22 protein-coding genes are annotated in these 23,920 nt (G+C 39.5%); 16 read left to right on the top strand and 6 right to left on the bottom strand.

Annotated features, from left to right (window positions below; translation table 11 throughout):
- Positions 1 to 29: 29 nt before the first annotated feature.
- The 3 genes from ACYSNQ_RS10275 (at position 30) to glmU (ending at position 3,558) form a co-directional block, all read left to right on the top strand.
- The gene (locus tag ACYSNQ_RS10275) at positions 30 to 611 is read left to right on the top strand and encodes a WxL domain-containing protein (RefSeq protein WP_426083054.1); all 582 of its coding nucleotides are present in this window, start codon (positions 30 to 32) and stop codon (positions 609 to 611) included.
- Between the two features lie 327 nt (positions 612 to 938).
- Positions 939 to 2,030: a DUF916 and DUF3324 domain-containing protein gene (locus tag ACYSNQ_RS10270; RefSeq protein ID WP_426083052.1), complete on the top strand. Its 1,092-nt coding sequence runs from the start codon at positions 939 to 941 to the stop codon at positions 2,028 to 2,030.
- A 145-nt stretch (positions 2,031 to 2,175) separates the two neighbouring features.
- Complete coding sequence (gene glmU, locus ACYSNQ_RS10265; RefSeq protein WP_461731385.1) at positions 2,176 to 3,558, top strand: bifunctional UDP-N-acetylglucosamine diphosphorylase/glucosamine-1-phosphate N-acetyltransferase GlmU; 1,383 nt, start codon at positions 2,176 to 2,178, stop codon at positions 3,556 to 3,558.
- Between the two features lie 286 nt (positions 3,559 to 3,844).
- Here the strand turns inward: glmU and ACYSNQ_RS10260 are convergent, their stop codons facing one another.
- Positions 3,845 to 7,486 (bottom strand): 5'-nucleotidase C-terminal domain-containing protein, encoded by a 3,642-nt coding sequence (locus ACYSNQ_RS10260; protein WP_426083252.1) that lies wholly within the window; start codon positions 7,484 to 7,486, stop codon positions 3,845 to 3,847.
- A gap of 218 nt (positions 7,487 to 7,704) precedes the next feature.
- On the opposite strand from ACYSNQ_RS10260, the gene ACYSNQ_RS10255 reads away from it, so the two are divergent.
- Entirely contained in the window at positions 7,705 to 9,291 is a 1,587-nt protein-coding gene (locus ACYSNQ_RS10255) for an LPXTG cell wall anchor domain-containing protein (protein ID WP_426083048.1), read from the top strand.
- Positions 9,292 to 9,415: 124 nt separating this feature from the next.
- Here the strand turns inward: ACYSNQ_RS10255 and ACYSNQ_RS10250 are convergent, their stop codons facing one another.
- A complete protein-coding gene (locus ACYSNQ_RS10250) occupies positions 9,416 to 9,604 on the bottom strand; it encodes a hypothetical protein (protein ID WP_426083047.1) in 189 nt (62 codons plus the stop codon).
- A 387-nt stretch (positions 9,605 to 9,991) separates the two neighbouring features.
- Here ACYSNQ_RS10250 and ACYSNQ_RS10245 point away from each other — a divergent pair, with 387 nt between their 5' ends.
- Complete coding sequence (locus tag ACYSNQ_RS10245) at positions 9,992 to 10,963, top strand: ribose-phosphate diphosphokinase (RefSeq protein ID WP_426083046.1); 972 nt, start codon at positions 9,992 to 9,994, stop codon at positions 10,961 to 10,963.
- 307 nt (positions 10,964 to 11,270) lie between these two features.
- On the opposite strand, the gene ACYSNQ_RS10240 is transcribed toward ACYSNQ_RS10245, so the two are convergent.
- Positions 11,271 to 11,834, bottom strand: a complete 564-nt coding sequence (locus tag ACYSNQ_RS10240; RefSeq protein WP_426083044.1) for a DUF1700 domain-containing protein — start codon at positions 11,832 to 11,834, stop codon at positions 11,271 to 11,273.
- A complete protein-coding gene (locus ACYSNQ_RS10235; RefSeq protein WP_426083042.1) occupies positions 11,834 to 12,175 on the bottom strand; it encodes a PadR family transcriptional regulator in 342 nt (113 codons plus the stop codon). The genes ACYSNQ_RS10240 and ACYSNQ_RS10235 overlap by 1 nt, the downstream gene beginning before the upstream one ends.
- Positions 12,176 to 12,335: 160 nt before the next feature.
- Between ACYSNQ_RS10235 and ACYSNQ_RS10230 the strand changes: the two genes are divergently transcribed.
- Together ACYSNQ_RS10230 and ACYSNQ_RS10225 are read left to right on the top strand one after the other, a co-directional pair.
- On the top strand, positions 12,336 to 12,899 hold the full coding sequence (locus ACYSNQ_RS10230) for a hypothetical protein (protein ID WP_426083040.1): 564 nt from the start codon (positions 12,336 to 12,338) through the stop codon (positions 12,897 to 12,899).
- Between the two features lie 28 nt (positions 12,900 to 12,927).
- The gene (locus ACYSNQ_RS10225; protein ID WP_426083038.1) at positions 12,928 to 13,362 is read left to right on the top strand and encodes a GNAT family N-acetyltransferase; all 435 of its coding nucleotides are present in this window, start codon (positions 12,928 to 12,930) and stop codon (positions 13,360 to 13,362) included.
- A gap of 168 nt (positions 13,363 to 13,530) precedes the next feature.
- Here the strand turns inward: ACYSNQ_RS10225 and ACYSNQ_RS10220 are convergent, their stop codons facing one another.
- Positions 13,531 to 14,130 carry a DUF805 domain-containing protein gene (locus ACYSNQ_RS10220; RefSeq protein WP_426083036.1) on the bottom strand — a complete coding sequence of 200 codons (600 nt, stop codon included), beginning with the start codon at positions 14,128 to 14,130 and terminating at the stop codon, positions 13,531 to 13,533.
- A 235-nt stretch (positions 14,131 to 14,365) separates the two neighbouring features.
- Here ACYSNQ_RS10220 and rsmG point away from each other — a divergent pair, with 235 nt between their 5' ends.
- The 8 genes from rsmG to guaB all read left to right on the top strand — a co-directional run bounded on the left by rsmG (position 14,366) and on the right by guaB (position 21,845).
- A complete protein-coding gene (rsmG, locus tag ACYSNQ_RS10215; RefSeq protein WP_426083035.1) occupies positions 14,366 to 15,082 on the top strand; it encodes a 16S rRNA (guanine(527)-N(7))-methyltransferase RsmG in 717 nt (238 codons plus the stop codon).
- Between the two features lie 18 nt (positions 15,083 to 15,100).
- On the top strand, positions 15,101 to 15,865 hold the full coding sequence (locus tag ACYSNQ_RS10210) for a ParA family protein (RefSeq protein ID WP_426083034.1): 765 nt from the start codon (positions 15,101 to 15,103) through the stop codon (positions 15,863 to 15,865).
- Entirely contained in the window at positions 15,858 to 16,751 is an 894-nt protein-coding gene (locus ACYSNQ_RS10205; RefSeq protein ID WP_426083032.1) for a ParB/RepB/Spo0J family partition protein, read from the top strand. The genes ACYSNQ_RS10210 and ACYSNQ_RS10205 overlap by 8 nt, the downstream gene beginning before the upstream one ends.
- A 195-nt stretch (positions 16,752 to 16,946) precedes the next feature.
- Entirely contained in the window at positions 16,947 to 17,480 is a 534-nt protein-coding gene (locus ACYSNQ_RS10200; protein ID WP_426083031.1) for a hypothetical protein, read from the top strand.
- A gap of 160 nt (positions 17,481 to 17,640) precedes the next feature.
- Complete coding sequence (locus ACYSNQ_RS10195) at positions 17,641 to 17,823, top strand: DUF951 domain-containing protein (protein ID WP_426083250.1); 183 nt, start codon at positions 17,641 to 17,643, stop codon at positions 17,821 to 17,823.
- A 92-nt stretch (positions 17,824 to 17,915) separates the two neighbouring features.
- Entirely contained in the window at positions 17,916 to 19,016 is a 1,101-nt protein-coding gene (gene ychF, locus ACYSNQ_RS10190) for a redox-regulated ATPase YchF (RefSeq protein WP_426083029.1), read from the top strand.
- Between the two features lie 366 nt (positions 19,017 to 19,382).
- Positions 19,383 to 20,066 carry a DUF1129 domain-containing protein gene (locus tag ACYSNQ_RS10185; protein ID WP_426083027.1) on the top strand — a complete coding sequence of 228 codons (684 nt, stop codon included), beginning with the start codon at positions 19,383 to 19,385 and terminating at the stop codon, positions 20,064 to 20,066.
- Positions 20,067 to 20,360: 294 nt separating this feature from the next.
- Entirely contained in the window at positions 20,361 to 21,845 is a 1,485-nt protein-coding gene (gene guaB / locus ACYSNQ_RS10180; RefSeq protein ID WP_426083025.1) for an IMP dehydrogenase, read from the top strand.
- Positions 21,846 to 21,973: 128 nt separating this feature from the next.
- Here guaB and ACYSNQ_RS10175 read toward each other — a convergent pair whose 3' ends face one another.
- Positions 21,974 to 23,446, bottom strand: coding sequence for a polysaccharide deacetylase family protein (locus ACYSNQ_RS10175; RefSeq protein ID WP_426083023.1), 1,473 nt, complete (start codon positions 23,444 to 23,446; stop codon positions 21,974 to 21,976).
- Between the two features lie 260 nt (positions 23,447 to 23,706).
- On the opposite strand from ACYSNQ_RS10175, the gene ACYSNQ_RS10170 reads away from it, so the two are divergent.
- Positions 23,707 to 23,920 (top strand): transposase (locus ACYSNQ_RS10170; RefSeq protein ID WP_461731384.1); only part of this gene is annotated, 214 nt, incomplete at its 3' end.

Here is a 23,920-nt window from a genome sequence, read left to right as displayed (position 1 = left end):
AAACAAAAATTTAGGAGGAATCATACGATATGAAAGTAAGAAAATTGATAGGAGCAAGCGTACTTATTTTAGGAGCTGCGGGAATTGCTGCACCATCTGCATACGCAGTAAACAAAACGACAACAACGGTAGGTGTCGATGACGGCAGCAGTGGTGGAAATACACCTGTATTTAGCTTGGCAGCAGGTGGAGCAATGACGTTTAGTCAGCTGGATTTATCTCAGGAGGCAGTTAATGGATTATACGATTTAACAGCGACAAGTTCAGAAGCTGTGCAGGTGGATGACCGTCGAGGACTGGAAGATGGAGATGCGTCACTGCCTTGGCGGGTAACGGCTATAGCTTCCGCCTTGAAAGGAACAGCCGACATTGAATTGCCAGTCACAAACTTCCAATTAACCATGGGAACTCCAGCAACAGGATCAGGGAATAATGTGTCTGTCGAGCAGGATGTTGAAATTTTGAAAACAGCCAATATCGTCGGTCGAGCAGCAGTTGGTAGAGGAAAAACCACTTTCGCGCCCGCTGCAGCAAAAATCAAAGTCGCAGAAACAGCGGTTAAAGGAAGCTATAACGGTACAATCGAATATACATTGGTTAGCGGAATTTAATCAAAAAATAAATAAATGATGACAAAAGCCTCTGTCTCTGGGGAGTAGGAAAAATTTCTACAACTGCCTTTCTTATTTTCCAGAGGACTGCTTTTGCCTTTACAGTTCTTGCTGTACATATTTTTGACTTCATCAAGCTTCTAAGCAGTAGAATTGCTAAGAAGGGAGAAGTTTTGCTACGGTCTTTAAAGGAGTACGTATACCTTTATTAGTTGTAAGATTATCAAGAAATTAAAGAACAGTTTATTTATTTTTAGGAGATTAAAATATAGGAATGCCAATATTTTTCTCAGTTGTTAGTCCGATAAAATAAAAGCGAGGATGAAAATGAAGAAGCAAGCAACACTCATTACTATTGTATTTCTGCTGGTTGCATTAGTGCTTACAAGCTTAACAGCAGAAGCAGCTGAAAATGAAATTGATTATTCTATTAGTGCGGATCTTCCAGAAAATCAGCGGGCCGGCAACTCTACCTATTTTGATTTGTTGGTCTCTCCAGGACAGGAACAGGAGCTCACTGTCAATATATTCAATTCTTCCGATAAGGAACAGATATTTTTACTTGAAGCGAATACAGCGACAACCAATAATAATGGCATCATAGACTATACCCAACCTGATGCAAAGCAGGATTTAGATGAGACGCTATCCTTCTATTTTTCAGATTTAATTACACATGATAAGACAATAACGGTTCCTCCAAATTCAAATAAGAAGGCTTCTTTTAAGTTAAAGGTTCCAAAACAGCCATTTAAAGGAATGCTTCTCGGCGGCTTGCATATCAAACAAGAAGCGCCGGAGCTAGTGGAGGGACAAATTAATAATACATACTCCTATGTCTTAGGTGTAGTTTTAAGAGAGAACGAAGAACAGGTGAAACCTCAGCTGAAACTAAAGGAAATTACACCGGATTTAAAAAATTATCGTCCCCATGTTGCTGCAACACTTCAAAATACTCAGCCAATAAATATTCAAGATTTAGATATTAAAGCAGTAATTAGAGAAAAAGGCAGCAGTGAACCACTGCGTAAATCAGAAAAGCAGGGGATTTCAATGGCGCCCAATTCCAATTTTGATTATTCTATTTCATGGGAGGATCAGCCGTTGAATCCAGGAATGTATGAGCTTGAGCTGACTGCAGAAGATCAGGACAGTAATCGCTGGCATTTCAAAAAAGAATTTACTATCAGTGAAGAGAAAGCTGGAACACTGAATCAATCGGCGTTAGGATTGAATTCTTCTGAAAAGGACCAGAATCCGCTTTATTTTTGGCTAGCCTTATTTCTAATAGTGTCGGCTGCCTCCATTTATTTTTGGCGGAGACAGCGGGCAATCCGGCTTGAGCAGGAATTCTTAAAGCAGCAAAGGAAAAAGGTGAAAAAAACGCGGAAGAAAAAAAGTTCTGTGGAAAAGGTATAACCATGTTTTTCTTGAGCTGTTCCATAATTGGTCTACAAATCTTTTGAATTGGTTTGGTTGAAAAACGTTACTCAGTAAGCTAAACTAAGATGGAATAATAATTCGTTAGATTTAGATTGAATATAGGAATCGAGGAGTGGCGAGAGTGGAAAACAGTAGATATGTGATTATTTTGGCAGCGGGTAAAGGGACACGCATGAAGTCCAAATTGTATAAAGTTCTTCATCCGGTTGCAGGTAAACCGATGGTGGAACATATTGTTGATCAAGTAGAGCAGACAGGACCATCTGAAATTGTGACAATCGTTGGACATGGTGCAGAAGCAATTAAGCAGCATTTGGGCGATCGAACACAGTACGCGCTGCAGCAGGAACAATTGGGGACAGGTCATGCAGTTATGCAGGCAGACAATCTATTGGGCGGAAAAAAAGGAACGACGCTGGTTATTACAGGTGATACTCCGTTGCTGACGGCAGAAACACTGACGAATTTATTTGACTACCATCAAGGGAAAAATGCCAGTGCGACTATATTAACAGCTCAGGCTGAAGATCCTACTGGTTATGGACGAATTATTCGTGATCATTTAGGTATTGTGGAGAAAATTGTTGAGCAAAAAGATGCTTCAGAAGAGGAAGCCCGCGTGAAGGAAATTAATACAGGAACCTTCTGCTTCGATAATCAAGCCTTGTTTACAGCTCTTTCCAAACTAAATACGAATAATGCTCAAGGTGAGTATTATTTAACTGATATTATCGAAATTATGAAGGGTGAGGGAGCTACAATCGCTGCTTACCGTATGGATGATTTTGATGAAGCAATGGGAATCAATGACCGTGTAGCATTGGCGAAAGCCAATAAAATCATGTGTCATCGCCTGAACAAGATGCATATGATGAATGGTGTAACCTTTGTTGATCCGGAAAACACATATATTGATGAAGGTGTAGTTATCGGTTCGGATACAGTAATTGAAGCGGGTGTCTGTATCAAAGGTGCAACAAAAATCGGCACTGACTGCTACATCAGCTCAGGAACGGAAATTGTCGACAGTGTGATTAAAGATAATGTGAAAATCAATCATTCAGTTGTTGAGGAAAGTACGATTCATAGTTATGCAGATGTTGGACCGTTTGCACATATTCGTCCTAATGCAGAGATTGGCGAAAGAGTTCATATTGGTAATTTCGTAGAAATAAAAAATGCGACAATCGACGAAGATACGAAGGTTGGTCATCTTACGTATGTAGGCGATGCAAAGCTGGGTAAAGATATCAATGTGGGCTGCGGTGTGGTTTTTGTTAACTATGATGGTAAAGACAAACACCAAACCATTGTTGGTGATCAGGTATTCATCGGCTCAGGCTCTAACCTAATTGCACCTTTAACAATAGGGAATCAAACGGTTATTGCAGCAGGTTCTACAATCACAGAGGATGTTAAAGAGCATGATTTGGCGATTGGAAGAGCCCGCCAAATTAATAAAGAAGATTACGCTAAGAAATTTCCTTATTTTGAAGGAAAGTAGTTGAAATAAAAACTCCGGGACAGCTCTAATGTCTCGGAGTTTTTAGATTTTAAAATAGCTTGTATTGGCAAAAAGTCCGTAAAAAATCTGCCAATACTCTTTAAATTTTCAAACACAAAAAATGAATAGCCAAAAAGAACTTGGACCCAAAAAAGTTAGACCTGAAAGTCTAACTTTTTTGGGTAGGTACAAAATCCTGCTTTTGACTCCAAGCTCTATAATTTTTTCAGTACTTTGTTTTAGCAACGCAATTTGCCAGAAAATCAGTTTTTAATTAGTTGCTGCTTTAAGCTGATTTTCGTCTATTATAAAGATAAAAGCCTCCGGCTGCCCCAGTCATAAGCAGACCTATACTCATATAGGAAGCAATCTTTTCACCAGTTTTTGGATAAGTTTCTGAACCTGTATTCTTTCCGGTAGTTGAGTCTTTTGTTTTATCGTTGTCCGTATTGTTTTCTTTGTCGGAATTTTTATCAGGGTCTTTATTACCATTTTCATCAGTTTTTTTGTTGAAATCAGCTTCAGCAATAGAAACGATTCGTTTTCCTGGGAACTGTTCCTTGTATTGTGCTAAATCGATCGTTGTTTTAGCATCAAGCACGCGAAGTGCAGCTCCTTGCTTCAGGTAGTCAATTAGAACAGTATCAAGTGAAGGTCCCTCTTCTCTTTCTCCGCCAAGCATATCATAGCCATCACCGCCAGCGGCTAAAAAGTCATTCGTAGCCATATTATAAACTGTTTCATCTGAAATTGGCGCAAATTCACCAGTCTCTCGATTTTGTACATCAATCTGAAGTACTCGTTCACCTACAATAGCTTTTTCAGTATCATTTCCTTCGTCATTTGGTAGAAGTGTTCCTTTTTTCGTTGAGTCATAATAGACGCGAATTGTGCTGGATACATGTAGGAATCCGCCATTTGCTCCTAGTTTAGGCTGCTTATAGTCATCTAGGATAAGGTTTCCAGCTTCATCTTTTTGAGCAGCTGAACGCAACGACATTTCGAACATCTCTTTGACTTGGGCGCCAGTCACTTTAATCTGAGAAATACTATTACCAAAAGGCAGTACAGCAATTACATCGCCGAGTGTAACAGCTCCCGGTTCGATATTAGCCCGAATACCGCCGCCATTTGTCACAGCAAAATCAGTTGGTGTGCTGAATCCGTTTTGTCCATAGGCCAGCATCGCATCACCGATCATATTTCCAAGATTTGTTTCTCTGGTCCGCACATTATCGCGTTCACCATTAAAGAGGTACGGGTTGTTTTCGATGACAATCTCTGAACCCCATTCTTCAAACCGGCTTTTCGCTTCATCCACTAATTTTTTGACTTCTGCATTCTCATCAAGTTCAGCTAAACTTTCAGCTGAAAGCAAGTTCGCTGATTTACTATCAAGTTTTTGCAAATCAATTTTAGCCAGACCAACATTGTTCAGATAATTTCCAGTTTGTGTGTATAAAACATTTCCAAATTTCATGCCGCCTTTTACAGCTGTATGTGAATGACCGTCAAGTACGACCAGATTTAGCTTCGGATATGCTTTACTTAATTCTTCAGCTAGCGTATCTCCCCGCCATTCCTTTGGTGTCGTTTCATCAATACCTAAGTGTCCGGCAATAATGAAGGCATCGATTGATGTTTCTGACTGGCTTAAAGTGTCGATAACTTTTTTTGTCTCCGTAATCGGATCAGCGAAAGTTACGCCAACAACATTATTCGGGTGTGTCTTCGTAGCTGTTTCCGGTGTTGTCACACCAATAACCGCATAATTTTTTTCATCTTTTTCGATGATTGTATAAGGTTCGAACACCAGCTTTCCGTCTTTATATGTGTTATTGGAAAGCAGCGGGAAGTTTAATTTTTCTTTGTATTGAAGTGCAGTATCTAAACCAAAATCGAATTCATGATTTCCAACGGCCATAGCATCATAGCCAACAGTATTCATGATTTCAACCATGTCCATCCCCTGAGAAAAATTAGAGATGGGCAGTCCTTGGAATGCATCGCCCACATCAATCAACAGATCAGGAGTTTTCATGTCTTTTAGTGTTTTCAGTTTAGCCATTCCTAGCACATCTTTACCGTTTCCTTCCATGCGGCCATGCACATCATTTGTATGCATAATCGTCATAGTAGTTGGTTTGAAGCCAGCATCTAAAACGTCCTGCTTGGTAATAGGTTTAACATTAGGAGTCCTACCGTCCTCTGATGGTGTTGTTTTTAGAACCCCACTATTAACTAGTTCGATAGCTAAATCACGCCAGTTCTCATTGAAGCTGTAGCCGATGACTTCCCAGTTTCTTTCGATTTCTACTTCCGGATCAATTGTACCCTTATCTTTGATATATTGAGCAATAAAGCCTCTCAAAGTATCCGGGTCTGTAGATACAAGTGGCTCTTCTGTGACAATTCCCTGTGCCAGCAATCCTTCATAACGGTAGTTATTCATAGCAATTGTATAAGTTGCAGCTAAGTCAACTGGTTGATCATCAATTGTAGGATTGATAATCCGCTGCCCTTCTGGTTTGGAAATATCTATTTTATAATCAATACCAGAAAAAATATCATAATTATAAACACGAATTTCTTCATTGAAGCTGATAGTTAAATCATCAGGCTGAGGCGAGTTGTAATAGTTAGCTTGGTTCTCCATGTATTTCAATAGATTTTCACCAGTAATATTAACACTAACTAGGGTATTCGGATATTTATAAATATCAAAAATATTGGAATAGGAAACATTTCCTTTATCCAGTTTGCTGTCTGCTTTAAACAAGGCAGAAGCTGCCAGTTGAGCACCTGTAAACTTTCGCTGAACATTATTGATGAGAGAAATCATTGCAGTTGGCTGCAGCTGTGCCTCTGGAATGCCAGTTACCTCTTCTTTAGGAAGAAAATCTTCTGTGGCCGTTCCGATAGTTTCTGAAATGAATTGCCGTGTGGTATTATGGTAGTCTTCTGTGACTGCTTTTAGCTCCTCATCAGCTTCCACCAACTTAGTATTAACAATTTCAACTGTATCATTTTTGACCTGCCATTTTCCATTGCTTTTTTCGATATCAAGATCGATTCGAACCATCTCAATTCCAGTATCTTTAGGCGCTCCCACTGGAGAAGTTCCGCTCGGACTTTGGATTTGCTCCGAAAATGACCGATGATCATGACCTAAGATGAAGGCATCGATGCCTTCAACATTGTTGATTACCTGATCCGCACTAGCAGCAGGATCACTGTCTTCTCTTCCAGCGTGAATTGAAGCAACAATAATATCTGCTTTGCCTTCCAATTCAGCAACAGCTTTTTCAGCTTCTTCTTTTAGTGGATTGAAATATAGGTCTGCTACCTTGGCACCATCCCATTTAGGAATATGAGGCGTAGTCAGCCCGATAATCCCGACGGTTACATCAGTTTTTGAATCACCATCTAAATCAAGCTCTTTCAATGTGGTTCCGCCTACATAACGGCTGTTGCTCTCTTTTACATAAGTATTCGCTGAGAGAATCGGAAAATTGGCTTCCCCTTTGATTTTTTGAACTAACTCCAAACCGAAATTGAATTCATGATTGCCCAAAACCATCGCATCATATTGAATCTCATTCATTGCTCTAATCATGGGGTGAGGCTGACTAAGCAGCGGCTCTCTATTGTACAAATCATCTGTCATGATTGTTCCTTGAACGATATCCCCATTATCAATCAAGACTGTCCCATTCGGATTTTCCGCCCGAACATTTTTCACAACCGTACTTACCTGAGACAAACCAACTGGGGTTGCCTTGTCATCTTCGTAAGACCAGTTCCATAACTGTCCATGTACATCAGAAGTCCCCAAAATAGTTATTCGCTGGTTCTCCGCTGCTGTAGCATCGACACTTTCAGCAGTTACGCTTGAAGCGGTACTGCCACCAATGAATAAAGCGGACATAGTTAATAGTTGCAAGCTGTGTTTAAATAATGCATTCCCTGTCTTTTTCACAAAACTGACGCTCCTTTGCCTAGTTTGTTATTTTTACACTACAGGCTTATTCTAGCAAAAATATAACGTTTTCTGAATAGAATTTTGATCTTTTTCTTAAATTTAATTAAAAGAAGGACTCGAAACAAAAGAATTATATGCTAGAATAATTTTAGGGAGGGGATAGAATGAAAAAAATAAAGTATGGGCTAATTACTAGTCTCGCGGTTGTTAGTTGTTTTTGGGCGATGAGTAGTAATAAAATTGAAGGAAGAGAGAGTGATTCCTCACTGAAGGAGGAAGTGTCTTTTTATAATAAAGTGACTGATGAAGAGACCTTAGATATACTGCCAAGTGTTGTTGAAAAAGAACTCTTAGTAACTGTCGGAGCTACCGGACAATTACAATTACAGTCTATGGATTTAGGAAAAAATATTAATTTAGTCGAGCATTTACGTGTAGTTGTTGATAATTCGTCTCTTTTAACAGTTGACGAGCAAGGAAAATGGACAGCTCGTCAAGTTGGAGAAACGGAATTAACTATTCATTTTGAGTTTTCAGAAAAGGATATGGCAGAAATTCAAAAGAATTATCCGGATAAGAAAATTATTTTGAGCGACACTGCCCAGACAATTAAAGTAACTGTGTTGCCTGAAGAAGAGTTTATTGATATTACACCCGAATTTGATTTAGAGAAAATTGATACGATTATTAATACTAATGGGAAATTATCTGTGAAACCAATAGCTGGGATAACCAATATCTCTGGTACATTCAAGGCGATAGGACATGATGAATCAATTATTCAGATTGCTGATGATGGTACCTGGACTGCACTAGGAGTTGGACGTACAAGCTTTTCACTAAGTTTTACTTTATCTAAAGAAACGCTACAGAAAATTCAGGAAAAATATCCCGGGAAAAAATTAATTGAAAAAGCAATTGTAAGGACGATTGATGTACAAATTAATGCGTCAGATACGCTAGATGTTACACCGTCGTTTAATATCGCGGAAATTGATGCAAAAGTGAATGCTTCTGGCCAAATTCTTGTAGAATCAATTGCTGGAATAGATGAAGTTACAGGTACATTTGAAGCTTCAGGGTATGATGAAAAAATTATCAAAATAGGAACAGATGGAAAATGGGTGGCTCTTGCACCAGGAACTACCGAATTTGTGTTGAATTTTGAGTTATCTGAGGACACTATAAAGGCGATTAAAGAAAAACATCCAGATAAGGAGCTCGTAACCCGGGCAATTACCCAAGTCATCAAAGTTAATGTGACAGAAAATCAAGCTCGAATTATCGATATCTTTACAGGGTTTGATGTAACAGCGATTGAAGCAGTGGTTGGCGAGACAGGTAAGCTAAATGCAAATCCGATTGAAGGGATTGCCAATAATGATGGTACCTTTTATCTGGAAAAAAGTAATGAGTTTATCTCAGTAGATGAAAACGGAAACTGGAAGGCTTTAAAATCAGGAAAAGTTAATCTGCTGGTGGCACATATGCCTTCTGAAAAAACCTTAGCTGCTCTTGCGAATACGTTGCCCGAAGGAACAGAGCTGGCAATACCAGACATTCTTACGTATCATCAGATAACAGTTACAATTGTTGATCCTAAGCCAACCGATGACGGAACGAAACCTAGTGGAAAGGAGCTTCCAAAAACTGGCGAACAGAGTGAGGGTTTTAATGTTTATCTAGGTTTTTCAGTTGTGCTGTTAGCCTATGTTATTTATTGTAAGTATCGAATAACGGCAGAAAGATAAGTTACTTTATTTTCGACGGAAAATGCCAAAGAACATTTAGAGATAGCCTACAAATTAATTTATAGTTTAATCAAAAGAGAGTTAAGTTAGATTTTCCCTCTAACTTAGCTCTCTTTTAGCTGTTCTAAATCAAGCCAGCCTCTTCAAGAAGCTCAATAATCATGGTACCTTGAGCTTTTTCAAGACCTTTCTTTCCCCAAATTTTAACTAGCCAAGGTACTGGAATATCTTTGAGCTTCTTCCCATTACCTTCTGGTTTTTTGGGGCGGGCGAAAGCTTCATAATTCCCATTACTTCGATACCTACAGATCATCCTTTCCTATTTCTTTCTGTTTCCATTATCGTAACATGCTGCATATATATCAAACGATACCCTCTGCCTTTTAGACGGATTTTGAAGAATGTCTAAGGGTTTAAAAGCGGAAGAGTGTACAACAGAAATTGTCAGGCGTAAAATATAGAATAAGCAAGCGTTTTCACTCTTGGATTCAGCGTTTTTCATAACAGCGAAGCCAAACTGAACGGTGAGAAAATCGGTGGGAAGGTTTGTGAAAGTTTTATAGAAATAGGTAAAACGGTTTAAAGACGGAATATTCATGATAATTTACTATTACTATAGGAAAACTACTTGATTTATTTGCGAAAAGTGACTACTATTTAAAAGGAAACTATTGTTTAGTAATAGAAAGTGGAGGTCCAAATGTCAAAACATTATTTTGATCCAAGATTGAAAATTTTTGCTCTTAATTCAAATCGTCCGTTGGCGGAGAAAATTGCGAAAGCAGTAGGTGTGGAATTAGGAAAGTCATCTGTCAGTCAGTTCAGTGACGGAGAAATTCAAATCAATATTGAAGAGAGTATCCGTGGATCTCACGTGTACCTGATTCAATCAACAAGCAGCCCGGTTAATGATAACCTGATGGAGCTACTTATTATGGTAGATGCACTGAAACGCGCAAGTGCTAAAACAATTAATGTAGTGATGCCTTATTATGGGTATGCCCGTCAAGACCGTAAAGCACGTGCTCGGGAGCCGATTACTGCGAAGCTGGTTGCAAACATGCTCGAAAAAGCAGGGGTCACAAGAATGTTGACATTAGATTTACATGCAGTACAGATTCAGGGATTCTTTGATATCCCAGTGGATCATTTGATGGGTGCGCCATTGATTGCTGATTACTTTATGGAAAAAGGAATCAAAGGGGATGATGTAGTAGTAGTTTCCCCAGACCACGGTGGGGTAACTCGGGCCCGTAAATTGGCAGAGTACTTGAAATCGCCAATCGCCATCATAGACAAACGCCGTCCTAAAGCCAATGTAGCTGAAGTGATGAATATTATCGGTCAAGTAGAAGGAAAAATCTGTGTTTTGATTGATGATATGATTGATACAGCGGGGACAATTTCCCTAGCAGCTAATGCGTTGCAGGAAGCCGGAGCGAAGGAAGTGTATGCATCGTGTACACACCCTGTTTTGTCTGGACCAGCGTTAGAGCGTATTGAAGAATCTGCAATTAAACGATTAGTAGTAACAGACTCCATCTATTTGTCAGAGGACCGCAAAATCGATAAAATTGATGAAGTCAGTGTAGGGGAACTGATTGGGGATGCAATTAAACGTATCCATGAAAATAAACCTGTCAGCCCATTATTTGAAACCAAAAACCGTTAAAAATAAATAGGATGGGACAGAAGTGTTTAATTACTGCGATTACTCGTCGCAGTTAAATGCTGGTATGTGCTACTGCGCCCACCGTTTATACGGATTCCATGTGAGTGGGATATGACTCAACGAGTTGTGTCTCACTCACTTTTTATAAATAATCAAGTCAGACCTACAGAAGGTAACCATCAATCATTGTCCGAATATTAGTTTCATTCTATATGCTTAATGTTACGATAAAGGTCCTACGTCAAGCTCTGTTAAGCAAATTAAAAAGCGCATTGAAATCCATGGATTTCAATGCGTTTTTTTAGCGTTAGCTCAGATTTTTAATTTTGCGGTGTGCTGCTGAAACAGAAAAGAGATAGTCTTTTAGCCATTGCCACATTTTTTTGCTGCTAATATACAGCAGCACGCTTACGATAAGGCAGATTGGCAAAGCGATAAAGTCTGGCGCCTGCCAGAAGCCGAAATTTAAAACAGCGATTGGCAGCGAGTAGCCGAAAAATTGTGCGACTATTTTGATGACTACAGCTAATGGCAAAACGAAGGAGCAAAGATAAAAAACAGCTGAGGTAATCGCAATACAAGGGATGATAAACATGCCGGAAAATCCAGTAATAAAATAGAATTTTACCAGCTTCATCAGGTTATTCAAATTAAAGGAGCCATTTTTTAATACAGATTCATTGATATATGAGCTGGCTAGCTCTTTAGGGTTTCCTAAGGTCTCTAGGATAGCATCAATATCAGTACCATTGTTAGCAGATTCAAAAATATGACTTTCCACTTCTTCTAGTATATCCACTCTCTCTTGATCCTGCAGCCGACCGAGATATCGGTTTAGCTGCTGAAGATAATGGGTCGCTTTTTCATTCATTAAAATTCCTCCTTATAGTTCTGAATATCGTTGACTGATTTTGTTAGGGTTTTCCATAAAACGGTCATTTCGGTTAAATAACGAATCCCCAAATCAGTAATATGGTAATATTTTCTTTTTGGTAAATCATTATTTTCCTGCCAATAGCTTTCTAAATAGCCTTCTTTTGTAAGTCGTCGCAGTAAAGGATACATCGTATTCTCATTAGCAGAAACGATACTCCAGCTCCCGAGAACTTCAATTAGTTCGTAGCCGTAAAAATCTTTTTTTGAAAGCAGCGAAAGTATACAAAGCTCTAAAGTTCCTCTTTTGACCTGAGATTTCCAATCATCTATATTCATAATGCACCTCACACAGTACAGTGTATAACACAGTATGATTTTTTTCAAGAGACTTTTGATTTTTTTTATAAGAAGACCGTAGTTTTATTGCAGAAGCTTCTACCTAGTAACCGCTGATATGGTATATAATAAGAAATAAATGGAGGGGGAATTAAGTAACATGGAACGTCCGGATGAACGAAGAGCATTAGAGATTTTACAAGCAGTTTTTCCTGAAAAATATGAGCAGGCGCTTGTTCTGGATAAGCCTGACATTCAAAATCCTTCTCAAAGCATTGGCGTGGAGGTAACACAGTCGTTAAAGGAAGGCGTCCTTCATGCATTAGGTAAGAGCTATTCTGCAGATGAAAGCGAACAGGATCTGCTAATTAGATTAAAAGCAGAATATGGCACAGATGTTCTGCGAATGAAGCTGCAGCTTCCAGATGGATCAAAAAAAATGGTAGGCATTTCCTTAGCAAATTGGGGTAGCCTATTCAATTTAACCGAAGCCTACGACAATAAATTGAAAAAGCTTCAGAATGGCAACTACACCTTATACACGGAAAACAATCTATTCATTTTCGTTTTTTGGGAGGATGAATCCTATATTGTTAGCTTACTGAAGCATTTATCATCCGTACAGGAGAAGCTACGTTATGATATTGTCTATGTGTACAGTATTCCCTATTTATATGAGATAGACTGTAATCAGCGCAGGATAGAGAAGTTTAATGTGGAATAATAAATAACTTATAGATGGAGGAAGGAAAATGGCGTATAAAATAAAACAGCTTGAAGCATTAACAACAACGGAATTGCTGGAGATTATGGCTGCCCGAATCGCAGTATTCGTAGTGGAGCAGCAGTGCCCATATCAGGAAGTCGACGAGCTGGATGCTGAGGCATGGCATATTTGGTTGGAACAGGCGGGAGAAATAGCTGGTTATGCTCGAATCATTGAAACTGCCGAAGGGATTCAAATCGGCAGAGTGCTGACACCGAAAAAATATCGAGGCCAGGGATACGGTGAAAAGCTGATGACCGAGGCCCTAAAGGAAGTTCAACAATTATTTCCGCAGAAATCAGTTTCTCTTGGGGCACAGGAATACGCTATTGGGTTTTACCAAAACTTTGGTTTTGAGGTTTGCTCAGAGGTTTATTTGGAAGACGATATCCCCCATGTTGATATGACGCTGAAAAGCTAATAGCAGCTGATATCAGTCCATACACGATTCATTGATAATAAACAATAAAATATACCTGAAGAAAAATGGCTGCGCCGTCTTCCTTCAGGTATATTTGTTTCAATGGATAAGCTCTAAAAAAACTAGAGCTTTATAGAATAGGGATTAACCGATAACTAATTGTTTCTGTTAATAATCCAGCCATTCATCTTCTTTGGGCTCTTCGTTCTTTGTTCGGAAGAAGAACAGCATTACACTATTTTGACTCGTTACGACCAGAGAATCAGTCGGCAGCAGTGTTAATACAAAGAAGAAGATTGAAATTGCTGAAGAAATCAATGCCAAGAAAGCAGAATAATTACCAACACCAAGAAGACCAATCACGACTGAAGTGATGTATAGCGTAAGAGTACCCCTTCCGCGTAATCCAGCATCTCTATATCTTCTGACTGCAATTGCAAGTGAAGGTAAAAATAGTGCTAAGCTTATGATGAACAATAAAATGAAAAGTCCTAAATAGTCTGTTAGAAAACGAGCAACTAGTCGTCCGGCCTCATCTTCATACATGTAGCCATTATAATCATACATATCTGCTATTTCGAATATTAGTGAAAAAACCTTTCCGATAATCGCAAAACCTGCCAATAACCCTCCAATAGATAAGATAAGTGTCACCCACCAATAACCTGCGCGAGTTGTGCGTCCTTTAAAGTCCACATAGCCCACAAAGAAATCCTTGATTGCCTGGAAAAAAGAAACCTGTCCAGGCTTTTGATTGATTTTAGCCATAATTTTTTTAACTCCCTTTTTATAATATATTTCATTCTATCATTATTTTCATGTAACTTACAAGGTATTTTTCTATTCATCCCAGTCTACCCTCCTTTGTTTTTAATCCATTATCAGAGCAAATTAAGAATGGGGATAAAAGTCGTCAAAACCATTGCATGAAACAGTTATTTACGTTAAAGTAAAGAAAGAAAATTGTGAAACATTTTTGTGTTTCACGCTAGGAAGGAAAAATATGACACCAGAAGAATTTAAACAGTTGTTAGAAGAAAAAGGAATTGTATTATCAGATAAACAGATGGCTCAATTCGCCAGTTACCATCAGCTATTGACCGAATGGAACGGCAAGATGAATCTGACGGCAATTACAGAAGAAAAAGAAGTGTATTTGAAGCATTTTTACGACTCTGTCTCGCTGGCTTTTTTCGAAGACTTTTCGTCTGGCAGAAAAATTTGCGATGTTGGTTCTGGTGCGGGTTTTCCAAGTATTCCTTTGAAAATCGTCTTTCCGGATTTAGACGTTACAATTGTCGATTCATTGAATAAACGGATTAAATTTCTGACGCATCTAACAAAGGAGCTTGAACTGGATGGCGTGTCTCTATACCATGACCGTGCAGAGACCTTTGGCAGACTAAATGGAATTAGAGGGTCGTTTGACTTCGTAACAGCTCGTGCTGTCGCTCGCTTAAATGTTCTAGCTGAGCTTTGTCTGCCCTTAGTCAAAAAAGACGGGTATTTTCTAGCATTAAAGGCATCAAAAAGCGATGAGGAAGTACAGGAAGCGAAGAAAGCCATTGCTCTTTTAGGCGGTCGAATCGAAGCAGAACGTTCTTTTGAATTGCCTGTTACTCAGGATGAACGTCATATTGTCGTTATTCAGAAGAAAAAGGAAACGCCGAATAAATATCCTAGAAAACCAGGATTACCAAATAAACAGCCAATCAAATAAGATGGAGGAACAGAATACATGGTACGAATTATTTCTGTAGCGAACCAAAAAGGAGGAGTAGGGAAAACAACTACTACGGTCAATCTGGGTGCTTGTCTTGCTTACTACGGAAAAAGGGTTTTGTTAGTTGATATTGATGCACAGGGAAATGCAACTAGTGGTTTAGGTGTTAGAAAACCAGATGTTGCTCATGATATTTATGACGTGTTGGTAAACGATGAGCCGTTGAACAACGTGATCTTGAAGACAACCAGAGAAAATTTGGATATTGTTCCTGCGACCATTCAGCTGGCTGGTGCAGAGATAGAATTGACTTCAATGATGGCTAGAGAATCCAGACTGAAGACGGCATTAGAGGAAATTAAAGCAGACTATGATTACATTTTAATTGATTGTCCACCGTCATTGGGGCACTTAACGATTAATGCATTTACATCCAGCGATGCTATTTTGATTCCTGTTCAATGTGAATATTACGCACTGGAAGGCTTGAGTCAGCTGTTGAATACCATTCGTTTGGTTCAGAAGCATTTTAATCCGGAACTGAAGATTGAAGGCGTCCTATTAACCATGTATGATGCCCGGACAAATCTGGGAGCAGAAGTTGTCGAAGAAGTACGTAAATATTTCCGTGAAAAAGTATATGACACGATTATTCCCAGAAATGTTCGTTTATCAGAAGCGCCGAGTCACGGTTTATCAATTATTGACTATGATGCGAAGTCGCGGGGAGCAGAAGTTTACTTATCTTTAGCAAAGGAAGTGTTGAATAATAATGAGTAAAGGAAAAGGCCTGGGCCGAGGAATTGATGCATTGTTTCAAGATTTTGCCAGCTTAGAAGAAGTGGATGTAAAGAAAGAAGAAGTTGTTGAAATTTCCCTAAATGATCTGCGGCCGAATCCTTATCAGCCGAGAAAGACATTTGATGAAAGCTCGCTAAGCGAGCTCGCTGATTCGATTAAACAATCGGGTGTGTTTCAGCCAATCATCGTTCGTAAATCAACAGTCAAGGGCTACGAGATTATTGCAGGCGAGCGCCGCTTTAGAGCCTCTAAGTTAGCGGAAAAAGAAACCATTCCAGCAATTGTCCGTGAATTTGACGAAGAAGCGATGATGCAGATTGCAGTTCTGGAAAATCTGCAGCGGGAAGATTTAAATCCGCTGGAAGAAGCAGAAGCGTATGACATGCTGATGAAAAACCTGAAACTAACGCAAGTAGAAGTAGCTGAGCGTTTAGGTAAAAGCCGGCCGTACATTGCTAACTATCTGAGACTTTTGACATTGCCGGGGCTTGTAAAAGAATTGGTACAGCAGGAAACATTGTCTATGGGACAGGCCCGCACGCTACTCGGTCTGAAAGATAAGAAGCAAATTCTAGCATTGGCAAACCGTGCTGTAAAAGAAGGCTTAACTGTACGTCAGCTGGAGCAGATGGTTAACGACCTAAATGAAAATGAAGGAAAAAAATCTGCAAAGCAAGCGAAAAAAGCGGTTAAGGAAAAGCCATACTATATTCGGGAAAGTGAAGACCGTTTAATGGATAAATTTGGCACAACAGTTGTCATTCAGGAAAAGGAAGGAAAAGGAAAGATTGAAATTGAGTATCTTTCCCAGTCTGATTTAGCTAGAATATTGGATATATTAAGCATCCAGTTTGATGAAGAATAAAATTATGCTGAAAATAAGGCTCTGTGCGAAGTGAAGCGCTCCTAACCCAAAGCTTAGACTAAAATCTAACTTTTGGGTGGATGCTTCAGAGTGATTCGTGTCGGGGCTTATTTTTTTAAAATCAAAATAGTAAAATGTATTTTACGTAATTTGTATTTTACGTTATAATGGATACAAAAGAAAAGGAGCGAGATTATGAAGCTGGAAACGCAGTTGATTGAACAGCTGCTGACATCAACAGTCAGCAGTTACAAAATATCTTTAGCTACGGGACTTTCCCGGCAAATGATTGGTAAGCTTAGAAATGGTCAGGCAGATTTTCGTAAGGGCTCATTAGAGAATGCACTAGCATTGTATGCTTATGCACAGACACTGCAGCAGGAAGGTGTATTACAGTACGAGGCGCAGAGAATCGAAGTTAGTGACCGGACCACTTTGTTGAATGCACTTAGGAAACAAACAGATGAAATTTTAGTTACCGGGGAATTGGCCGTTGAAATTATTACATTGAAAAAGAGCCAGTTGAGTGATACAGAAAGATTAGGGGGTGATCTAGGCAGTGGTGGTTCATCTTCTGTTCTGGAGCCTCTGTTTAACCGCTTGTTTGACCTGTTCGAAAAAGGAGACGAAGTGGATAAGGAAATCAGCCGTAGAATTATTCGTCTCTACTATATTAAAAAGATTAGTCAGGAAACCGTTCTTTTACGCTTGAAACAATTGGACTATTAGCAGCCGCCAGCTTAAAATTTTATCAAAAATAAGAAAATAGATTTTGCCACTTAGAAGAAAAAATGGTATTGTAAGCATGTCTGCTTTTTTTATTTTTAAAAGAAATGAACAATTCTGTATGCTTATTAAGAATCAAACTGTTGGAAAGGGGCATTATGAGATGTATGATTTAGGTGATATTGTAGAGATGAAAAAACCTCATGCCTGTCAGACGAACCGTTGGGAGATTATTCGAATGGGTGCAGATATCAAAATCAAGTGTATGAACTGCCAGCATATTGTCATGATGAGCAGGCGGGATTTTGAAAAGAAAATGAAAAAAGTGCTGGAAAAGAAAGCATAGGTAGTATAATAAAAGTAATTGCTGCAGCTGTTTGTATCAATTACCGAGAATTAAAGTACAGTAAAGAATAGATATAAAGGATGAGTGAGAAAATGGCATTAACAGCTGGTATCGTAGGTTTGCCCAATGTAGGGAAATCTACTCTTTTTAACGCAATTACAAAGGCGGGAGCAGAAGCGGCAAACTATCCGTTTGCAACAATCGATCCTAACGTTGGAATGGTAGAAGTTCCTGATGATCGTCTGCAGCGCCTGACTGAGTTAGTCAAACCAAAGAAAACTGTTCCTACAACATTCGAGTTTACCGATATCGCCGGAATCGTAAAAGGTGCCAGTAAAGGTGAAGGCCTGGGAAATCAGTTTTTAAGTCACATTCGTCAAGTTGATGCAATTTGTCACGTTGTCCGCTGTTTTGATGATGAGAACATCACTCACGTAGAAGGCCGCGTAGACCCGTTAGCCGACATTGATACAATCAATCTTGAACTAGTGCTGGCTGATTTGGATTCTGTCAGTAAACGTCATGCCCGTATCGCGAAAATCGCTAAAACAAAAGACAAAGCTGCAGTTGCAGAGTTGGCTGTTCTAGATAAAATTAAACCAGTCTTAGAAGAAGGACTATCTGCCAGAACAATCGATTTTGATGAAGAAGAGCTAAAAATCGTACGCAGTCTATTTCTATTGACGACTAAGCCCATTTTGTATGTAGCAAATGTTGCAGAAGATGAAGTGGCCGACTCTGAAGGCAACAAGTATGTCCAGCAGGTTCGTAATTTTGCAGCGAATGAAAATGCAGAGGTAATTGTCGTTTGTGCCCGTGCAGAAGAAGAGATAGCCGAGTTGGACGATGAAGATAAAGCCGAGTTTTTAGAAGCCTTGGGAATAGAAGTTTCTGGTTTGGATCAGCTGATTCGGGCAGCATACGACTTATTAGGCTTGGCTACCTATTTTACTGCTGGAGAGCAGGAAGTGCGTGCGTGGACATTCCGTAAAGGAATCAAAGCTCCACAGGCCGCAGGAATTATCCATACAGACTTTGAACGAGGCTTTATTCGGGCAGAAACTGTTTCTTATGAGGATTTAAGCAAGTATGGAAATATGCAGGCCGCTAAAGAAGCTGGTCGTGTCCGTTTAGAAGGAAAAGAATATGTTGTTCAAGATGGGGATGTCATGCTTTTCCGTTTCAATGTCTAATTTTATCTATATAATTTCCATAAAAGGTTTGGGATAAGAGGTCAATTCCTTTGTTGGCTCAAACTAGCTTTTATTGAGGCAATGAGTTCTGGTGGTTCAAAAGAAATAGCCTAGTTTCTTCAGAGATTTCTTATGGAAATAGTGTTTACCGCTCGACTAGATATACCTATACGAGTTGAACTGGCAGCTTTTCGTTGTTAAAAAATTTTACAGGATTTATATAGTTGTAAGAAAACGGTTTTTCTTTATCGAATTTATGATAAAATATCACATAGACATAAATCCTAACGAGTAAGTAAGACTAGTTGATAGGGTTTATATGGGTAAAGTTTGTTTTGCGTTAGCTGATTAGGGGGATACAGTAAAATGGAACCAGAAAAACTGCAGGCAATTGTCGCTGAGAATCGAGAGTTAGAGCAAAAATTAACAAAGAGAAATGAACAGTATATCTTTGATTTGAAAAAATCCTTAAATGCGGCGAATCTTTCAGAACAGGAACAAACTTTGGCTTTGCATGAAATTCTGCCGGTGATGGTAGAGGAACAGAAAAGCGGGAAGACTGCGCGTCAGCTTTTCGGCACTGTATCTGAACGAACAGAGTCTATCTTAAGTAAACCAGCGAAAAAAAGTGAGGCTACACCGCTTTTGATGTGGCTGGATAACGCAATGCTTCTGATGGGAGCATTGGCAATTATGATGTCGCTGACCAGTATGTTTTTCAAAAAGAATACACAGCAGCTCGGACTGATTACATTGATCGCCGGAGCAACAATCGGGGGCTATGTTCTTTATCTAATGTACAAATATGTTTATCAGTATGACCGGCCGGGTGCAGATAAATCACAGCGTCCAGGCTTCCTGAAGTCAGGTGCGATTATGGTAGGAGCGATGTTCCTATGGATTTTGGCCTTCGCAGGTTCAGCTTTGCTGCCGCGGGCAATCAACCCTGTGTTGGACCCTACTGTAATGATTATCATCGGTGCCTTGGTGTTAGTAGCAAGACATTTCTTGAAAAAGAGATACAATATGCAGAGCAGTCTTGCACGCTGATGTAAATAAAGCTAAAACTAATGTTTTACTAAATAGCTTAAAAAGCGGGAAGCATTTGATACGCGATTGTTCGTGTCAGATGCTTCTTGCTTTATTTTTCATTTTAGAAATAATAAACTTATTTTGTAGGATACAAGGCATCTGTTTCTTTCAAACAGATAATAGGAAAATGAGAAATAACTAATGTTATGAAAAATTTGCTGAAATATTTCATAAACGAGGAAATCGGGTTGACTTCTCTTCCGGAATCTGTTATTTTCATAAATAAAATTAAATAGAGGAGTGGTCTAGGCAATGTCTAACTGGGAAACGAAATTTGCGAAAAAAGGACTTACATTTGATGATGTTTTACTGATTCCGGCGGAAAGTCATGTACTACCAAATGAAGTGGATATGAGTGTGCAGCTGGCAAAAAATATCAAGTTGAATATTCCTTTAATCAGTGCAAGCATGGATACAGTGACAGATAGTAAGATGGCGATTGCAATGGCGCGTCAGGGTGGATTAGGTGTCATTCATAAAAACATGAGCGTTGCACAGCAGGCGGATGAGGTTCGTAAGGTTAAGCGTTCTGAAAGCGGCGTTATTCTGGATCCGTTTTTCTTAACTCCATCAAGCCCGGTTGCTGAAGCAGAAGCATTGATGAGCAAATATCGGATCAGCGGCGTACCGATTGTTGAAACGATGGAAAACCGTAAGCTGGTCGGAATCATTACAAACCGTGATATGCGTTTTGTGACAGATTACGAAATCAAGATTGAAGAGGTCATGACTAAAGATAATTTAGTAACAGCCCCAGTTGGTACTTCTCTAAAAGATGCAGAAAAGATTTTGCAGCAGCATAAAATTGAAAAACTGCCGATTGTTGATGAAGCAGGCCGGTTAAGTGGATTAATCACTATTAAAGATATCGAAAAAGTTATTGAGTTTCCAAATGCGGCAAAAGATGAACATGGCCGTTTGCTTGTGGCTGCAGCAGTGGGTGTAACAAGCGACACCTTTGAACGTGCAGCAGCATTGCTTGAAGCTGGAGCGGATGCGATTGTCATCGATACGGCGCATGGACATAGTGCTGGGGTTATCCGTAAAATTAAAGAAATCCGCGATACATTTCCGGAAGCAACGTTGATTGCTGGAAATATCGCTACCGGCGAAGGCGCCAGAGCATTATATGATGTAGGTGTTGATGTCGTGAAGGTAGGAATTGGGCCTGGCTCAATTTGTACGACTCGTGTAGTGGCCGGTGTTGGTGTGCCTCAGTTGACTGCTATATATGATGCGGCTTCTGTAGCACGTGAATACGGTAAAGCTATTATTGCTGATGGAGGAATCAAATATTCTGGAGATATCGTGAAAGCATTGGCTGCGGGCGGACATGCAGCAATGTTAGGAAGCATGCTTGCCGGGACAGATGAATCTCCTGGAGAATTTGAAATCTATCAAGGCCGCAGATTCAAAACATACCGCGGCATGGGTTCTCTCGGGGCTATGGAAAAAGGCTCAAGCGACCGCTATTTTCAAGGCGGTGTAAATGAAGCCAACAAGTTAGTGCCGGAAGGAATCGAAGGCCGTGTAGCATACAAAGGCAGTGTAGCAGACATCATTTTCCAAATGATCGGCGGATTAAAATCCGGTATGGGCTACGTAGGTGCAGGTAATCTGAAACAGCTTCGTGATGAAGCGCAATTTATTCAAATGAGCGGCAGCGGATTAAAAGAATCTCACCCTCATGATGTGCAAATTACAAAAGAAGCACCAAACTACTCTGTAGAACAATAAAGTAAGAGAAAAAGGCAGAGCTAAAAAGGTTTTGCTTTAAGAAACAAACCGGACGATTTTGAAAATGCATGGAGCCATTTTCAAAATCGTCCGGTTTGTTTGCTAAGATGTGGCTTTTGAACCGTTGTTTATTGAGTAACGGCTTCATCTTTATTGCCAAAATACATATGAACAGGAAGTCTTTTCGGCGGCAACAGTCTGCTGACAGGAATGATTTCATAGCCCTCTGCCCGCAGCTCATCAATGACCTCAGGAACAGCATCCACAGTTTCTTCATAGATATCGTGCATAAGAATAATTGAACGGTCGAAGCTGGTTTCCTTTATTCGCTTCACGATTTTATCTTGATTTTTACTTTTCCAATCCTCTGAATCGACCGACCATTGAACGATTGGCCGATTGATAATTTCGGCAGCCTGTTTATTTACAGCGCCATAGGGCGGACGGAAACTTCGGGGAAGCTTCCCTGTTGCTTCGTAAATTGCTTCATCTGCAGCATAAATTTCAGCACGAATAGCATCAGGAGTTAATCCTGTCAATTTAGGATGAGAATAGGAATGGCTGGCAACCTCATGGCCTTCTAAACTCATTCTGTGAACTAAATCCGGCTGCTTTGCAGCATTTTGTCCCAGTAAGAAGAAGGAAGCTACTACTTGTTTTTCTTTTAGAATATCCAGTAACCGAGGTGTAGTTATCGGATTTGGCCCATCATCAAAGGTCAAAGCGATATATTTTTTATTCGGCTCCAAAGGTTTAATAGCTTGGGCGTGAATAATGTTGGGATCGACAAAATCTGAATCAACAAACGGCAGGATTTCGACTAATGGAATTGTCAGTTCACTCACATCTAAACTATTTTCAGGCAGAGAAATAGTAATTTCCTGAGGAGAATAAGCAATAAGCTGTTGTTCTATTGAGACCTGTGGAAAGCTCAGAATTTGATCAATCATTTCCGAACTATCTGAGACAGTTTCAAGTAGTTTTTGCTTGATAACCAGCTGAACAGCAGATAAATCATCTGGATTTTGAAAAAGCTCAGACAAAGTTGGTGTATTTAATGTCAGCCTATTTTTGTAGACCGCTGTCCCGGAAAGAACAGAACTGCTTGTCCATATGTCTCCCTTCCTCTGATAGGTAGTCACTGTTGGAGTGGCAACAAGAATTTTTCCAAAAGAGCTGCTTGTAGTTAGATAGCCAACCAGCTTTGTATCTACCGAATTATCTATTTGTTCAGCAGCTTCTGATAATAAAGCAGAGAGTGCTTGTTGAGAATCAGATGAATCAAAAACTTCAGGAAGATACATTAACTGTTGAATATGACTAGTTAGTTTTTTTCTGCTATTTTCGACATTTCCAAGCTGCTTCTGTTCTGCGGCAATCTTTTCCATTAACAATTGCTCTGGTGTTTGGGCAGGTTGGGCCTGTTTTGATGGAGCATTAGTAGTTTGTTTTTTTATCTGTGATAGATAATATCCCATACAGGCAGCACAGACAGTCGTTGCCAGAAGAAACAAAGCAGGAAGCTTTTTTCTCAAACTTCCCTTTTCGTCAAGCTTTCTCCGCTGCTTTCTAGTTGCTCGTCGATGATTGGTTGGTTCCATTCGGCTCGTCCTTTACAAATTATGATAGTTTAACTTTAACACAGGTGGTTTTCAGCATCAAAGTGAGAAGCTGGGTACTTAGAAATTATTGAAAAAAGAATGAGAGAGCTATCATTCATAGAGTGCTTAAAAGAGTGAGTGGGACAATAGTCAGAAGAAAATCTGATTATTGTCCTACTTTTTTGATTTTAGGGTACACAAAAAGCACGCAACCGTGTAAGATTAAAGTGACCAAACCCAATCAAAAGGAGCGTGCTTTTATGTTTAAAGATTATACCATTAATCAAACGATTTTACCATTAGAGTTGGAACAGTTTATTCCTGAAACGGATGTCGCTTTTGCGGTTAATGCCTTAGTCGAAGCCATGCCGCAAACACTCTTTAATAAATTAGAAGAACAATTAGGCCGACCGGCCTACCACCCGAAGATGCTATTAAAAATTATTCTGTATGCGTATACTCAGCGTGTCTTTT

The organism is Enterococcus sp. LJL51 (assembly GCF_054871795.1).
This window is presented reverse-complemented; position numbering and strand designations above follow the sequence as displayed.